Origin of the sequence: Sphingobacterium corticibacterium, assembly GCF_004208525.1 — a bacterium.
In the GTDB taxonomy this organism is placed as follows: domain Bacteria; phylum Bacteroidota; class Bacteroidia; order Sphingobacteriales; family Sphingobacteriaceae; genus Sphingobacterium; species Sphingobacterium corticibacterium.
On record NZ_SGIT01000002.1, the window covers coordinates 1,362,226 to 1,377,590 of the forward strand.

Annotated in this window: 14 protein-coding genes; 2 read left to right on the plus strand and 12 right to left on the minus strand. The window is 42.0% G+C overall.

What is annotated here, in order from left to right:
• Window positions 1–3: 3 nt before the first annotated feature.
• Both EWE74_RS13835 and EWE74_RS13840 read right to left on the minus strand, forming a co-directional pair.
• Window positions 4–1,752, minus strand: coding sequence for a PspC domain-containing protein (locus EWE74_RS13835; RefSeq protein WP_165384719.1), 1,749 nt, complete (start codon window positions 1,750–1,752; stop codon window positions 4–6).
• Window positions 1,753–1,781: 29 nt separating this feature from the next.
• Window positions 1,782–2,117 carry a PadR family transcriptional regulator gene (locus tag EWE74_RS13840; protein WP_130142108.1) on the minus strand — a complete coding sequence of 112 codons (336 nt, stop codon included), beginning with the start codon at window positions 2,115–2,117 and terminating at the stop codon, window positions 1,782–1,784.
• Window positions 2,118–2,329: 212 nt separating this feature from the next.
• Here EWE74_RS13840 and EWE74_RS13845 point away from each other — a divergent pair, with 212 nt between their 5' ends.
• The gene (locus EWE74_RS13845) at window positions 2,330–2,713 is read left to right on the plus strand and encodes a VanZ family protein (RefSeq protein WP_239018664.1); all 384 of its coding nucleotides are present in this window, start codon (window positions 2,330–2,332) and stop codon (window positions 2,711–2,713) included.
• An 11-nt stretch (window positions 2,714–2,724) separates the two neighbouring features.
• Here EWE74_RS13845 and EWE74_RS13850 read toward each other — a convergent pair whose 3' ends face one another.
• The 8 genes from EWE74_RS13850 to EWE74_RS13885 all read right to left on the minus strand — a co-directional run bounded on the left by EWE74_RS13850 (window position 2,725) and on the right by EWE74_RS13885 (window position 10,970).
• Window positions 2,725–3,417, minus strand: a complete 693-nt coding sequence (locus EWE74_RS13850; RefSeq protein WP_130142109.1) for a ComF family protein — start codon at window positions 3,415–3,417, stop codon at window positions 2,725–2,727.
• Between the two features lie 99 nt (window positions 3,418–3,516).
• Window positions 3,517–4,575 carry a 23S rRNA (adenine(2503)-C(2))-methyltransferase RlmN gene (rlmN, locus tag EWE74_RS13855; RefSeq protein WP_130142110.1) on the minus strand — a complete coding sequence of 353 codons (1,059 nt, stop codon included), beginning with the start codon at window positions 4,573–4,575 and terminating at the stop codon, window positions 3,517–3,519.
• A gap of 19 nt (window positions 4,576–4,594) precedes the next feature.
• The gene (locus EWE74_RS13860) at window positions 4,595–5,629 is read right to left on the minus strand and encodes an LLM class flavin-dependent oxidoreductase (RefSeq protein WP_317125966.1); all 1,035 of its coding nucleotides are present in this window, start codon (window positions 5,627–5,629) and stop codon (window positions 4,595–4,597) included.
• 449 nt (window positions 5,630–6,078) lie between these two features.
• Window positions 6,079–6,660 carry a tRNA-(ms[2]io[6]A)-hydroxylase gene (gene miaE / locus EWE74_RS13865; protein WP_130142111.1) on the minus strand — a complete coding sequence of 194 codons (582 nt, stop codon included), beginning with the start codon at window positions 6,658–6,660 and terminating at the stop codon, window positions 6,079–6,081.
• Window positions 6,661–6,711: 51 nt separating this feature from the next.
• Window positions 6,712–7,350, minus strand: a complete 639-nt coding sequence (locus EWE74_RS13870) for a gluconate 2-dehydrogenase subunit 3 family protein (protein ID WP_130142112.1) — start codon at window positions 7,348–7,350, stop codon at window positions 6,712–6,714.
• An 11-nt stretch (window positions 7,351–7,361) separates the two neighbouring features.
• Complete coding sequence (locus EWE74_RS13875; protein WP_130142113.1) at window positions 7,362–9,098, minus strand: GMC family oxidoreductase; 1,737 nt, start codon at window positions 9,096–9,098, stop codon at window positions 7,362–7,364.
• A 181-nt stretch (window positions 9,099–9,279) separates the two neighbouring features.
• Window positions 9,280–10,509 (minus strand): glycosyltransferase, encoded by a 1,230-nt coding sequence (locus EWE74_RS13880; RefSeq protein WP_130142114.1) that lies wholly within the window; start codon window positions 10,507–10,509, stop codon window positions 9,280–9,282.
• 32 nt (window positions 10,510–10,541) lie between these two features.
• Window positions 10,542–10,970 (minus strand): hypothetical protein, encoded by a 429-nt coding sequence (locus EWE74_RS13885; protein WP_130142115.1) that lies wholly within the window; start codon window positions 10,968–10,970, stop codon window positions 10,542–10,544.
• A 165-nt stretch (window positions 10,971–11,135) separates the two neighbouring features.
• Between EWE74_RS13885 and EWE74_RS13890 the strand changes: the two genes are divergently transcribed.
• Window positions 11,136–12,176, plus strand: a complete 1,041-nt coding sequence (locus EWE74_RS13890; protein ID WP_130142116.1) for a linear amide C-N hydrolase — start codon at window positions 11,136–11,138, stop codon at window positions 12,174–12,176.
• A 70-nt stretch (window positions 12,177–12,246) separates the two neighbouring features.
• Here the strand turns inward: EWE74_RS13890 and EWE74_RS13895 are convergent, their stop codons facing one another.
• The gene (locus tag EWE74_RS13895) at window positions 12,247–13,554 is read right to left on the minus strand and encodes an acetylxylan esterase (protein WP_206365236.1); all 1,308 of its coding nucleotides are present in this window, start codon (window positions 13,552–13,554) and stop codon (window positions 12,247–12,249) included.
• Window positions 13,555–13,617: 63 nt separating this feature from the next.
• On the minus strand, window positions 13,618–14,910 hold the full coding sequence (locus tag EWE74_RS13900) for a DUF3748 domain-containing protein (protein WP_130142117.1): 1,293 nt from the start codon (window positions 14,908–14,910) through the stop codon (window positions 13,618–13,620).
• Window positions 14,911–15,365 lie beyond the last annotated feature (455 nt).

The following is a 15,365-nucleotide window of genomic DNA, read 5'->3' on the forward strand; positions in this document are numbered from 1 at the left end:
GGTTTAGTTTTCTTCTTGCTTTTTAGTATTGATTCTTACACTGTTGTCTTTCACTTCAATCGTCACATCAGAACCATCAATCCGGATAATAGAATCTTTCTTATCTTTTATCTCCTCCAATAATGCTTTCATCTTAGATTTCACGGCTTCTTGTTCCTCCTCTTCTTTTGGTAGGGGCTGTGGTTTTTGTACACATACTAGACCGGCTCCTGACATCGTCCACTCAGTATATTTTTGTTGTGCTGCCTCCGGATAGTTGTTCAAACATTCCCAATAGGAAATATCCCGAATTTTCGGTTCTATACTCCGCTGAAGCACAACTCTTGCACCTTTCGGGAGATAAACGGTCACTCTCACCTGCTGATCTCTATCCAACGTGTTTTTCATCAACAAAAAATGACTGGGAAACAAGAACGTCGAACCTTCTTGAATAGCTTCATAAGCAATATTATGTGCGCGCTCAGAAGCCAATTGATAAGTTTTCCCCTTCGCGGAATAACTGTACTGTATGTAGGGTTGACTAAGCGAATCGATACTTTCGAAATAGATATTAATATCACTATGCAAGTAATTCCGCAAGTCCTGTCCATCTAGCTGAATATTAAATTTAGACTGTAAGGAATCCTGTTCGCTGGCATCCAATACCCGAATATCTTTCTCATCGAAATAGTAGACTTCTTGTCGCTGTATGTTTTTTTGCACATTGATGGTACTCTTTTCCCGAAAATCTTGTGCTGTAGCTATACAATAGTAGATAATACCGACGATGGATACGATCCAGGCCGCAAACATCGTCAACGATAAGTAGCTGTTCAGTTTGTCTGTTTTAAATAAGATACGTGTAAGCCAGAAAAACAAAGCAAAAAATGGTATGGCGATCGCCAAAAAGCCAAAAGTCAATGCAATAATCCCATCATTGGTCGCCAGCCCTTTCAATGGCGGGAAAAACATCGGATTTTCCAGTCCAAAGAAGTTCATCATATTAAACACATAGAAGATGAACAAACCCAATAAATTTAGCCCCGCAAAAATGAGCATAATCCACGCAATCATCTTCCCAATCAACCCTAAACAACCACTCAATAGATTTCCGGCTGTACGTGACCCTCGGTCATGACGCTCTCCTGTGTCAGAAAAAGTTTCAGAAAGGCTCTTCGCTTCTTCATCGAAGGACTTTTTAAAATTTTGTAAATTTGGTTCTTCACCCCGCATCGCCATTTTGTCGGCGCGGGTTTCCGCAATAGGCATCACTATCCAAAGAATGATATAGGCCAAAACACCAGAACCACCAAGTAAGAAGAAAAGAACCAATAGAATCCGTATCCAAATGGGTTCTATACCGAAATAACGCGCCAGGCCACTACACACTCCGCCCAACATTTTGTCATCCGGATCGCGCATCAATTTCTTACCAACATATTCCACATGAGGTGCTTGACCCGCCCGTTGCTCGTGACGAAAATCCTCGTTCGCAGCAGTGCCCTCACTTTCTTCAAAATCGCTCACCTGCCCCATTTGTGTAATGACGCGTTGCACATCTTCTAAATTGATGACCTCTTTACGTCCTGTTTGGATACGCTCGTTGAACATTTCGGCAATTCGATTTTCAATATCCTCCAATATCTCCTTGCTTTCTGCCGTATTTCCAAAATGCTTTTTAATATCAATCATATACGACCGTAGCGTGTCGTAAGCGTCTTCCTCGATATGGAAGACGATACTGTTGATATTTATAATAATTGTCCTGTTCATGACCTTGTTTATATATGTAGATGCTCTTATTAGTCGTTTCGTCCTTGCAGGGATGTTTCCACCGCGAAAACAAGTTCTTTCCATGTTACGTCTAGCCGAGATAACACCGTTCGGCCCTCCGCCGTAATCTGATAATATTTACGAGGCGGACCGGAGCTTGATTCCTTCCATGTATAACTCAATAACCCATTATTCTTCAAGCGCGTCAATAACGGATACAACGTCCCTTCCACGACTAGCAGCTGGGCTTTTTTTAGTTCCGCGATAATATCTGAAGCATAAATCTCCCCTCGGGAAATGATGGAAAGGATACAGTATTCTAATATCCCTTTCCGCATTTGGGTCTGTGTGTTTTCTGCTATCATAACAATACAAAGTTATATGTTTTATATTGTACTATGCAATACATAGTACTATAAAAAATCATACAACCATACTAACAGGCTTATTTTCAGTTAATTAATTTTTTGTTTTATATTTCAGCAGCGTGCTTATTCATTATCTATACTTATCCATAATCTTTTTTTAATATAAAATTGCTTTGAAAGCTCCTCAATTTATACGACTTTTATCTCCCATGTTGAAAAACCTGTTGAACTACATTTGGGCTATCGTTTGGGGCATTTTTATGCTATTGTTAATGGGCTTACCTTCAGACGATATCCCGGGAGTCGGATTTTTTGAAGGGTTTGATAAGATGGCACATTGCGGCTTCTTTTTTGTTTTTACGGCATTGCTATTATGGGGCTCCATGTCACGACCCGCCGGAAATCCATCCAAAATGAAAGCAGTCTTTATCTCGTTCTTCGTTGCCAGTATTTTTGCTTTTGGTACAGAGGCCATTCAATATTATCTATCAACAGGACGCCAAGCGGATTGGTGGGATATTTTCGCAGATTATGTCGGAATCGGAATGGCACTTTTTAGTTATATTTTGTTTTATCGGAAACGGTCGATATAGTATGAAGGTCGCTACGCTATCGCTAATACGGCTATAGAAACTTTGCAATTGCACTGTTCAATGAGCGTTTGGGCTGCCGAAGCTATTGTGGCTCCGGTTGTGAAAACGTCGTCTACCAACAATACATGTTTATTTTCGAAAGCCGAAGGCGTAACACAGGAAAAAGCATTTTCGACATTATCATACCGCTCCATACGACTTTTCTTTGTTTGTGTTTCTGTATTTATTGTCCGGATAAAATCCACCTGATTTACCGGCAACGACATCCCCTCCGCAATACCTTCTGCAATATATTCACTCTGATTATATCGTCGAATACGTTTTTTCTGCTGATGCAGTGGCAGCGGAACCACCACATCGATGTCGGCATAGAATGGGGAAATAAGTAGCTCCATACCAAAGCATTTACCGAGATATCGTCCAATATGACAATCGTCACGATATTTTAATTTGTGAATGATAGTCTGTACAGAAGACGATTTAGAAAACGAAAGATAAGCCGCCCCTGTATAAACAGGGGCTTTACCGACTAAGCGTTGCGTTAATTCATTCTGTAGGAAACGATAGTGATCATTCAGGGGAAAATGGTAGCGACACGCGGTACAAACAAACTCCTCTTGATACAAAAGGACATTTTCACAAGAAACGCATAGCGGTGGGAACAAAATGGAGACAAAACTCCTCCAATACGATTTGATTTGCATATTGTTACAATTGGTATACGCAAATTTAATATTATCTTCTTTTTTCCCGCAAAAAAGAAGCAAAAATCTCGTGGCTTCGGATATTTTACATATTACTCTCTAAACTGCGGTTTCTTCTTTGATGGCAAGCTGGCCACAGGCGGCGTCAATATCTTTCCCACGGCTCCGGCGAACGTTGGTCACAATCTGCTGGCTACGCAGGTATTCTGCAAACTGCTCAATTTTATCCGCCTCTGCATTCACAAAATCAGCTAATGCGATAGGGTTATATTCAATGATATTCACTTTACATGGCACATGTTTACAAAACCGGGCAAGCTCCTTCGCATCTTGCAGTTCGTCATTGAAGTTATGAAACACAATGTATTCAAATGTTACCGGATTCTTGGTTTTTGTATAATAATATTTTAATGCATCTGCCAATGCTTCTAAGGAATTCTGTTCATTTATCGGCATGATCTGATTTCGCTTTTCATCATTCGCCGCATGTAAGGATAACGCTAAATTAAAGCGAACTTCGTCGTCTCCTAATTTTTTGATCATCTTGGCGATCCCCGCAGTAGACACGGTGATACGCTTTGCGGCCATATTCAATCCATCCGGAGCAGTGATACGCTCTACTGATTTCATCATACCGCTGTAGTTCAGCAACGGCTCACCCATACCCATATAAACAATATTCGTCAATGGTTGACTATACTTTTCTGCCGCCTGATTAGCAATGAGGACAACTTGATCGTAGATTTCATCAGCTTGGAGATTCCGCTTACGCTCCATATAGCCTGTCGCACAAAATTTACAGGTCAAGCTACACCCTACCTGCGAGCTTACACAAGCTGTCATCCGATCCGGAGTCGGAATCAACACACCTTCAATCACATTGCCATCATAGAGGGTAAAGCTACTCTTGATGGTCTTGTCCGAGCTCACCTGTGACTCCCGGACCTTCACAGCACGTATCTCGAAGTTATTTTTTAATGTCTCGCGTAATGCCTTACTTAGGTTTGTCATCTGGTCGAAATCCGTACATGATTTTGACCATAGCCATTCATATACCTGCTTCGCCCGGAACCCTTGCTCACCCATCGCAGTAAGCTTATCTTTCAACGCAGATAAGCTTAAACTTCTGATATCTATTAATTTACTCTGCTGTACCACTGTGCAAAGATAACAAATTTTATTTCAACGCCTCTTTTACCTTCGGTATGATGTGCGTACCATATAACTCTATGGCTTTCATCATGTCCATATGATTCGGACTACCCACATCCATGTGCGCGGAAAAACGGGTCAAGCCAAACATTTCGATCACATGTAAAATCTTTTCCACGGATTGGTTCACATCTCCTACCACCAAATGCCCATGAATAGATCTTCCGAAATCATATTGCGAACGTTGATAAGGCGGCCACCCTCTTGAAGCACCGATTCTATTCATCTGTGCAGCATAAAGTGGATAGTACTGGTTCGCCACTTCTTGTCCGTTTTCTCCAAAAAATGCATGCATGTGAACGCCCACTTGAAATTCCTCCATTGCATGTCCATTATCTGCCCAGGCCTGTCGGTACACTTCAAACAAAGGTTTAAAGTTTTCAATCGCCCCACCTATAATCGCAAACATAACCGGAAGTCCTAGCTTACCTGCGCGGATTACCGAAGAAGTGGTACCACCAACGGCCACCCATATCGGTAAAGACCCGTTAACGGGGCGTGGAAATACTTCCTGGTTTATCAGGGGTTTCCGAAACTTGCCCGACCAGGTAACCGTTTCCTGCTTATTGAGTCGCAGTAACAGCTCTAATTTTTCTTCAAAAAGTTCAGCGTAGTCTTTTAGGTCGTAACCAAACAGCGGGAAAGATTCGATAAAAGATCCGCGACCAGCCATAATCTCCGCTCGTCCATTTGAGATAAGGTCTACCGTCGAAAAGTCTTGAAATAACTTCACGGGATCCGCCGAACTGATAACAGAAACCGCACTGCCTAACTTGATGTTCTTGGTCACCGTAGCAGCTGCTGCCAATATAATTTCCGGAGAAGAAACAGCATAATCTACACGATGGTGTTCACCCATTCCAAAAAAATCCACCCCTACATCATCCATTAATTTGATTTCTTCGACGATCTCCTGCGTACGTTTTGCCGCAGATTGCATTTTGCCTGTTATGGGATCTATATGTACATCCCCAAACATACCTATTCCTAATTCGATCATAGCTTTTTTCCTTTCTAAACAAAGATAGGGATGTTTTTTCCGGTCGGCATTGATGTATATCAAGAAGTTCTCCTGCCAGAGTGGCCTTCATTTTTTTCTTGATAAAAAAACGAAGCAAAAAAATCAAGGCTTAGAACGTTTCCGCTATTTTTCTTTGTTTATTCCTAAACAAAATAAACTCCCTTCGCTCAAACAGTATTTTGTTTTTAACGGAATAATCTGCAGAAAAATGGCCGCGGAAAAGTTCAGGGCCGATTTACTCCGCTTGACCACCGAGCGTTATTGATCGCTTTCTACTTACGCACTGCACTAAACCCATCCTTAACCTCCAATGTCACATCCGAATTTTTGAGGTATGTAGAAACCCATTCTTAGTACTACCCCTCTCCTCAAAGATTCGAAGTGACGAGGTTTTTGCTTCTTTTTTACGGCAAAAAAGAAGAGAAAAACTAACCATGAATATATTCCTTTTTCCCGTAACGCTGTATCAACTCCCCTTCAAAGTCTAACCATTCCTGCCATCTTTTATCGACATCGACATCTGTCGTGTATTTGTGTGCAAAATGGAGAAAAGTAGTATAGTGATTCGCTTCGGAGACCATCAAATCATGGTAGAATGTTGCTAGATCCTGGTCATTTATATTTTTAGAAAGCACACGAAAGCGTTCACAGCTACGCGCTTCTATCATTGCTGCAAATAGTAAACGATCGACAAACGCTTGATTACGGGAACCATCTTTCTTAGAGAATTTCATCAGCTGTCCGACATAGTCATCTTTTCTTTCTCTTCCTAACACATATCCACGGGCTTTAATAATATCAATTACCATCTGGAAATGCTGCATTTCTTCGATAGCAATAGCGGTCAATTCATGAACGAGGTCTTCATGTTCGGGATTCTGCGTAATTAAGGTAATCGCATTAGATGCCGCTTTTTGCTCACACCAAGCATGATCTGTCAGAATTTCGTCCAAATTAGATTCTGCAATGTTTGCCCAACGAGGGTCTGTCAATAATTTTAAACCTAACATATGTTAATATATGAATAATAGAGACGCAATAACTTGCATCTCTACCGTAAACTATCCAAAAAATTTCTCGGGATCAAACCCGTGCGCTTTTAATACGTCCTCTGGAACACCATTCCATACGCCCGGTCTATTTCCCACATAACCAATATCTTTAACCCCCATTTCAGTCGTATAAAACCCTGACGACGTCAAGTTACGCATTAAGGAGAAAAAGGCAACCCCCTGACGCATTTCTGGCTTCGCTTTATCGGGGTAGGCAATATCATCGATAAGTTGAATTTGTTGTTCTCCTGTACACTTTATAAAAGCTTGTCCATATCGCTTTTGGGATTGTACGTCCATCCATTTCAACCCACCACGCATAGGAATTTTGTTGGATGGTAGATCCTTTACGATAAATTCAATAAATTCCGGCACGCCTGCTTCGGAGGCACTGCCAGATATGTCATCCTTTGGAATAATAATATCTGCTAATACCGTGATGGTCGCCATTTCGTGGTCCGTAAAAAACTTTTCTTCCAACAGTTTCTGCGTACGTTCATGTTCCCAATCCTCTACGCCCGGCAGCTTATTAGCAGTCTCGCTGGCGATTCTTGCTTCTTTCGCATTCTCGCCATTACAGGCTGTAGCTAACACACCCGCTCCTGCCGCAAGTAAACCTAGTGCTTTAAGGGATTCTCTTCTGTTCATATCTTTTTCGATCAGCCGTTTAACTTTTTCTTCTCTTCCAATATATATTCCGCAGTCCGCATGGACATGGCCAAGATAGTCCAAGTTAGGTTTTTATCCCCTTGCTGCACAAAAGGACCTGCATCTACCACATACAAATTCTTACAATCATGCGCCTGCCCCCATTTGTTCAATACCGATTGCTTGGGATCGTTACCCATACGGGTTGTTCCTCCCTCGTGGATAATTACACCCGGAGCTTCCAGTCCATATTTTGTTTCCGGTCCCTGCTCGTCCGACAAAACAATGGCGCCCATCTCGTGCATAACAGCCTTAAATGTATCTTGCATATGTTTGGCTTGCTCAATTTCCTCGTTGGCCCATTTGTAGTGAAAGCGCAATACGGGGATACCGTATTTATCCACACGTGTAGGATCAATTTCACAATAATTATCTTTTCTCGCCAACGCGGTACCGCGTCCGGCCATCCCAATAGACGCTCCATAGAAGCGACGATAGTCTTGTTTTAGCAGAGCTCCATATCCACCACTGTCCCGCTTTTCTCCGCCGTTGCCAACTACCATTCCAACAGCGCCAGGAACCCAGTTCAAGAACCCATACCCCGGCATATTCAGGCCACTGCCGTACTCTATATGATAGCCTCTTGGGAAAGTCAGCTTTTTATTATCTTCCCACCAAGGAGAATAAATATGCACACTACCTACACCATCTTCATTATAACGTTTCCTATCTAATAATTGAGGCAAGAATCCCCAAGCACTTGACCCCGTAGAGTCATGTAGATATCGTCCTACCAAACCAGTGCTGTTCGCTAATCCTCCTGGGTGAGCCGATGACTTGGAATTCAACATAATACGCGCACTTTCACAAGCACTCGCACCAAGTATAACGGTCTTTCCCCTTACGGCATATTCTTGCAGGCTTTTCGTATCCACATAAGAAACACCGGTTGCCAGTCCTTCGTCGTTTGTAAGCACCTCACGAACCATTGCATTATCGATCACTTTTAGGTTTCCCGTTTTCATTGCCGGCATAACCAGACAAGACGAGGACGAAAAATCCCCATAAACCTTACAGGATCTCCCACATTGCCCGCAATAAAAACACGTTCCACGTCCTTTAATCTCCGGAGAAGATTCTGTCAAAACAGCACCTCGTCCAGGGATAACCGGAACACCAGCTTTCTTTGCCCCTTTAGCGATATAAAGTTCTCCCAAACGAGGTTTCGGAGGTTTCATAAAGATACCATCGGGCTCATTTCGTATACCTTCTACCGTTCCGTAGATACCAATCATCCGGTCCACACGATCATAAAACGGCTTCACTTCTTCGTACGTGATGGGCCACTCGTCGGTAATGCCGTCTGTTGGTTTAAAATCATCAGGGCCCATCCGTAAAGAAATACGTCCCCAGTGATTAGTTCGACCACCTAGCATGCGGGCGCGGAACCATTCAAATTCTGTTCCATTTACCGTGGTATAAGGTTCTCCGTCTAATTGCCAGCCTCCATAAGCCGCATCAAAATCTCCAAACGGGCGAGTCGTTCCCGCCCCCCTGCGGGGCGATTCCCAGGGCCATCGCAACTGTAAGGCATCTTTCGCGGGATCATAAAATGGTCCTGCTTCCAACATCAATACTTTTAATCCAGCATGGGCCAGGATATAACCGGCCATACCGCCGCCAGCTCCTGACCCTACAACAATAGCGTCATAAACTTCCGGACTTTCTTTTATTTGATAGTCAACCATATATATATTTCTCTCTCTTATATTGCTGTACACTATGCCGTAAGTACGACATTGTCTTTAACACACGGAACCTACAGCTTAATCCTTTTAGCACATAGCTTATAGGTTTCAGCCAATTAACTGCTTAGCCGGAACTAAAGTAAAAAAAAATTCTAATTTGAAAAGAATGTTATCATATTTATTACCGAAGATGTTTGTTTTTCTCTTCGATCCAGCGTGACATGTATTTGCTAGCACTATGCTGCTGGTTTTGTAAGATCTGCCCGATAAAATTTTTCCGACGATGTACGCTTAGCCCGGTGTTCAATTCATTTATATGCCTAAGAAATGGCACTTCAAACTGTTCTTTACTACTCGTCGCATGTAGGATATCGATTCCCGTTTCTCGAGCTTCGTACCATATTTTCATATCCTCATATAACCGCGTCGCTTTCTCGGAAAAGCAATCTGGATCATCTTCCATATATCCATTCCAACGCCCATCAACCGACATCGATTCTGCTCCTACCGTAGTCGTAACCGACGGTGTTCCCGCTTGCATGGCATCGATAAATTTACCTTTGACACCTGCTCCAAATGGAATCGGAGCAATGAGAACTCTATAGGCTTCCAGTGTTTTTCGGGCATCTTCCGCTCTTCCTTTTATCAAAAAATTCTCTTGGGGTTGATGGAGTTGATAAACCTTTTCACTAGCATATGCACCGTAAACATGCAATTCCGCCGTTGGCAAATATTTCCTTATTTTCGGCCATATGTGTGTTTTTAGTGTCCGAACGGTATGCCAGTTAGGCTCATGCAGAAAATTCCCAATGAATACAAAATCTTTTCTTTGCTCAAATGGAAGCCAATTATTTCTCGTTGATTCTTCTATCGTCGGTTCTAAGAAAGGAAGATAATATAACAGGTCAGCAGACAAATGAAATGTTTCCAAAAGAAGTTGTATTTCGTACTTTGAAATAATCAAGGAAAGATCGCAGCGCAGGATAGCAGCAATCTCTCGCATGGTAATCTCATTATAGTAGTCTATTGTCGTATGCTGCTTTACCGCTTCCTGTCGTGCCCGTCGTAAAAAATGTAGGTCCTCTGTATCTAATATAGTTAGTGCGGCGGGGCAATGCTGTCTTACGCGCCATCCGTATTGTTCCTCCGTGACAAAACGATCAAAAACAATGATATCTGGTTTTAATGAGATAACAAAAGCGTCAAAACGACTATCATTGAGCTGAATATCTTCCTCCCGAACACGCTCCTGGGAAAGCGGATGGCTATAGGGCGATTTAGCAGCCGCCGAAGCGAAAACCACTTGGTAACCGACACTTTGGAACATCCGAACTAATTGCAGGATACGTATTCCTGCAGCAGATGATTGGGGCTCCGGCCAAACTAGTCCGATGAAAAGTATTGTTTTCATCGGACTAAAATAAGGAATTTACGTTTTGAAAGCTATCTCCGTCTAAATTCAATTTTTGTCGTGATATCGCCTGTTATATTTACCAAAGTAAATTTAGCTACCGTTTGAACCAGATTTTCTGGAATGTCATACTCGACACCAGCAAAAATCATTTTTTTACTGGTAGGCATACTATAAGTATAGGAGCCTGTTTCTCCTGCACCTTTATATACGTATGCATATCCGTTTGATTTGAACTCCATCGTTTCTCCCTCTCCTACCAATACTTCCCGCACCGGGTCTTCATCCGTTTTTGAAGTCGTTTTTACGACATCAAACCACTTGTTTGAACGAATAATATTCAACGCAGTATCACGGCCTATATTATCCACGGTCTCTTTACTACAGGACGATAGTCCTACCAAAATCGTCGCAACAAACAAGAACACCAAGTTCCTATATGTCAATATCCATCCTTTCATTATTGATATAAACTTTAAAAGTACAATAAGAAGTATCCAAGTATGATGCCAAAATAGTCAATTCAAAATCGGTTGAATCAAAACAAAAAAGACAATATGGATGTTAACGTCATAGGTTACTGACGTTTTCAATATTTGTAATATTAATTTAAATCAGGTTACATTATGAAGTATTTTCTTTATTTTATGTTGGTCGCATTTATATGCTTTCGACAGGAAACAACAGCATGTACACGAGTCGTTTATAAAGGGCCGAACGAGACTGTTATCACGGCTCGCAGTATGGATTGGAAAGACGATATTGCGGCCAACATTTGGGTATTTCCCCGCGGTATCGCAAGAAGTGGAGAAGCTGGCCCGCAATCGGTTACGTGGGTCTCCAAATATGGAAGTGTGATTTCGAGTGCTTGGGACATTGCAACAACGGACGGCTTAAATGAAAAAGGGCTTGTTGCGAATGTGTTGTGGCTAGTAGAATCCAGCTACCCTAAATTTGATCCTCAAGGCACGAAAAAAGGTATTGCTATCTCAGCTTGGGCACAATATGTCTTAGATAATTTTGCAACCGTCAGCGAAGCGGTAACAGCATTAAAGGACGAACCTTTTGTTGTCGTCAGTGATTACGTTCCTGGCACGACAAAATTTACAACCCTCCATCTGTCTATTTCAGATGCAACAGGTGATAATGCCATTTTCGAATATATAGATGGAAAACTGATTATCCATCATGACCCTTCCTATACCGTAATGACCAATTCTCCTGTTTTCGATCAACAGCTCGCGTTGAATAATTACTGGCAAGGTATTCCGGGTACGATTATGTTGCCCGGTACAAACCGGGCGGCGGATCGGTTTGTTAGGGCTTCTTATTACATAAATGCCATTCCACAGACGGAAGATACAAGGATAGCGGTTGCTAGTGTATTCAGTGTTATCCGAAATTGCTCTGTACCTTTTGGCATTAGCTCGGAGACGGAACCAAATATCTCATCCACACGTTGGCGATCTGTTGCCGACCAAAAAAATAAGGTCTATTATTTCGAAACGGTCTTAACACCAAATACATTTTGGGTCGATCTAACCAAATTTGATTTGCAGGAAGGCGCTAAAACAATGATGTTAGATTTAAAAGGGCATACTACATTCAACGGTTTATCAAACAGCTCTTTTAACGAAGCTAAACCTTTTAAGTTTATGGGCATTTAATTCCCAATCAATTTTCGTTAGCTTACTTTACAAATAGGGCATCCGCGAGAGATGCCCTATTATATTTTTCCTATTTCCCGAACTGTTTTAATATCCATTCCCTAATCTGGTGTTGTTGCTCCGGATATGTCCAATGCCCCGTCTCCTGTACTAAATACAATTCCTTGGGCGCATCAATCACATTATAGGCTGCATAGTAAGAAGTAGGCGGACAAGTATCGTCATTATATCCCCAAGTATAAAATCCGGGGACTTTCAAGTTCCTCGCAAAATTAACCACGTCATAATAAGCAGATACGTTAATTTTATCTTCTGTAGCCATCTGTGGTGCATTCGTCACATTAAACATGTGCGGCCATCCTCCTGCGCGATGATGTAAATATCCGGTTAGATCGCTCAACGCAGGATAAATAGACACCAAACCTTTTATACGGTCGTCCAAAGAAGCTGTAATAATCGCCAATGCTCCACCTTGACTACCTCCCCATACCAGCAGGTTGTTTGTATCAAACGCAGACAAAGAGTATAAAAAATCTATTGCTCTTACACAACCGAGATATACTTTGTTATAGTAATAGCTATCGCGATTATCGAGGTTAAAAAAGGGATATCCTCTCAGTGCTCCATTACCTAGATCGGCATACAACCCCGCTTCATACGTAACTGGAATCCCGTGTATACCGATTTGTAGTGTAATGATCCCCTTTTCAGCTAGATCTATAATACCGGCATATGGACGAACTCCTGCTCCCGGCACTGATAACACCGCTGGGTACTTGCCCTCTTTCTTCGGTTTAGCCAATATACCATATAGGCGATTTCCTACCATAGCATTTTGAATATTGACTTGAAACACATCTACTGTTTCTGTGCAACGTTCTGGCAGTAAGGTCAACTTTGCATCCATCGGGATTTTTGCCGCTTTTGCCTTTGCCTCATTCCAAAACTCCTGAAAGTCATCGGGTAACTTCTGTGTAGGTTGGATATCCTGTGGAGCGTACCCTGCCGTCGCGATACCACGATAGGTATTACCATCAATCGTCACATTCGCTTCGCAACGTAAAAATCCTGGTGCTGATAATTTTCCTTTAACTACTGCCGTGCCATTTTTCAACTGCAGCTTGCCGTTGTTTACCGGAGTCATCTTTTCTGGTCCTACTGCATACGTTATTTCAACATCGTTGAGCGGTACCTGATGCTTCAATACCTGTATGCTAAACGAGGCCTCTTCGTTAGGTTCATACGTCCAGTCTGGCTTATCTGGCGAAACGAGTACTTGGATGGGGTGGGTTGATCGCGATTGCGAAAAACCTGCTAAAGAAATAAAAAGACAGCAACATAGCGCTGCTAAAAACTTCATAAAGTTGAATCTATTCATAACTGATTGATGTAATTTTTTGATAGGTCAAGATAAGGAATTATACAGAGAAAGTTCACCTCATTAAAAAGAAGTGTTATCGGCAATAATCGCTCGCTTTATCTGCAAATGTTCTTCTCCTCCGATCTGCTCATATTGGTTGTACACCACGAATCTCCCATCTGGCGAAAAGGAAGGTGCCCCGACCACTCGTAGAGCTTTCAAATCGTTTTGTGTAAGCTGGATACTTTCATTCCTATCTATGTGATGAACAAACACATTATTTTCTGCAACAAACGTAATCTTGTTACTTTCTTTACACAGGTTAAAAGGAGAAGATATGGAAAATGGGTTATCTGTCACAAAAAATAGTTCTCCACTGTTTACATCACATCTTACTATCTGGTTATTACCTTGCTCATCCTTTGCCAAGGCATAGATATATTTCCCATCGTGACTTGAACGCAGCCAATGTCTGAAGTCCGATAAGTTTGCGCCGCGGGTTAGACGTCTTTGTCGTATGCCGTGGGGCACTTTTGGGCGCTCACCCTCTTTACCCACCGCATCTTTGTCTACCAAAATTTTTTCTTTGTCTATTTCTACTACGAAGATCTCCGTTATCAGTTGTCCATTTTTGCTTATGGTGTTACCTTGAAAGGCGATGGAAAAACGATTGGTTGTTCCGTCGATCATGGGAGAAAGCCAGCATTCATCAAAAGCTTTATTGATTTCGTCAGAGCCAAAGGTGGGATTTGCCACGACATCAGATACAATGGCTGCATAGTATCGACCATCTGAATTTCCAGATCTTTCATCGACAACGATATCTGTTTCTGATTTTAGCATCACACCGACTACTCTCAGATCGGGCTCTACCAGCTCATCGTTATAGGTAAAACTAAGCATCGTACCGTCCGGACTCCAGCAATGCGAATGTGTTCCGCCCCGAAGACTCCCTGGCACATGGGGTGCCGACACATCTCGGGCATCTGCCGGAAAAGCATATCCTTCGCGATGGATATTTACCAACATTCCCGTACGACGGGATATCGCGTAAGGACGATCTGCATTTGCATCGGGCAGACCATGAATGAATATCACTTGGTCTTCTACCGGACTAAAGGATACTGCTCCCACACCTGGCCCATAAATCGTTTGATTCGTGGTTTGATAGAGTGTCCGCTCTTCGCCAGTCTGTACATGTACCATACCGATGGTAGCCGTTTCTCCGATTTTCGTATCGTCGTTTCTTCCATCAAATACAATCCATTGTCCATCTTCGGAAAAGACACCATTGTGATGTAGCGTGTGACCTTTAGGCGAAGTGGTAATATTTACAACGGTTTCCTCTTCGATTGATTTATTCTTAATATTCATACAGCTTTCTAAACAAGATAGGGAAAAGGATAGCTACAATGAGCTGCCAACTATAAATACCTATCATAACAAGTACTTTTTAGATTTATAAATAATATTAACTAATAATGCGACGTCCTACTCGGTTGAAAGTCCGCTGGAATACCAAGAGAGCATGCGAGTGAAGCAATTATTTTAAATAGCAAATGTCCCATCTTGCCATACAGATGATCGAAAAGTAATTGCTTCTGTTTCAAACGTACATCCGTTTACCGCAATTGTTATAACAAATGCCCCATATTGACATACAAATAGTCGAAAAGTAATTGCTTTTGACGTAAAGGTAATGCCTTTTGACTCAGAAGTACGACACTTTGGTTAGTGAATACTTACCGAAAAACAGACATTTATAAGCCTTTAAACCCCACTTTTTACTTAAAAATCAGATAGGGGGGGCTATTTGCGACATAAATATC

Excerpts from the sequence above, each read along its gene's own strand:
- EWE74_RS13835 (WP_165384719.1), bottom strand. The coding sequence starts at position 1,752 with ATGAACAGGACAATTATTATAAATATCAACAGTATCGTCTTCCATATC.
- EWE74_RS13840 (WP_130142108.1), bottom strand. The coding sequence starts at position 2,117 with ATGATAGCAGAAAACACACAGACCCAAATGCGGAAAGGGATATTAGAA.
- EWE74_RS13845 (WP_239018664.1), top strand. The coding sequence starts at position 2,330 with ATGTTGAAAAACCTGTTGAACTACATTTGGGCTATCGTTTGGGGCATT.
- EWE74_RS13850 (WP_130142109.1), bottom strand. The coding sequence starts at position 3,417 with ATGCAAATCAAATCGTATTGGAGGAGTTTTGTCTCCATTTTGTTCCCA.
- EWE74_RS13860 (WP_317125966.1), bottom strand. The coding sequence starts at position 5,629 with ATGATCGAATTAGGAATAGGTATGTTTGGGGATGTACATATAGATCCC.
- miaE (WP_130142111.1), bottom strand. The coding sequence starts at position 6,660 with ATGTTAGGTTTAAAATTATTGACAGACCCTCGTTGGGCAAACATTGCA.
- EWE74_RS13870 (WP_130142112.1), bottom strand. The coding sequence starts at position 7,350 with ATGAACAGAAGAGAATCCCTTAAAGCACTAGGTTTACTTGCGGCAGGA.
- EWE74_RS13875 (WP_130142113.1), bottom strand. The coding sequence starts at position 9,098 with ATGGTTGACTATCAAATAAAAGAAAGTCCGGAAGTTTATGACGCTATT.
- EWE74_RS13880 (WP_130142114.1), bottom strand. The coding sequence starts at position 10,509 with ATGAAAACAATACTTTTCATCGGACTAGTTTGGCCGGAGCCCCAATCA.
- EWE74_RS13885 (WP_130142115.1), bottom strand. The coding sequence starts at position 10,970 with ATGAAAGGATGGATATTGACATATAGGAACTTGGTGTTCTTGTTTGTT.
- EWE74_RS13890 (WP_130142116.1), top strand. The coding sequence starts at position 11,136 with ATGAAGTATTTTCTTTATTTTATGTTGGTCGCATTTATATGCTTTCGA.
- EWE74_RS13895 (WP_206365236.1), bottom strand. The coding sequence starts at position 13,554 with ATGAATAGATTCAACTTTATGAAGTTTTTAGCAGCGCTATGTTGCTGT.
- EWE74_RS13900 (WP_130142117.1), bottom strand. The coding sequence starts at position 14,910 with ATGAATATTAAGAATAAATCAATCGAAGAGGAAACCGTTGTAAATATT.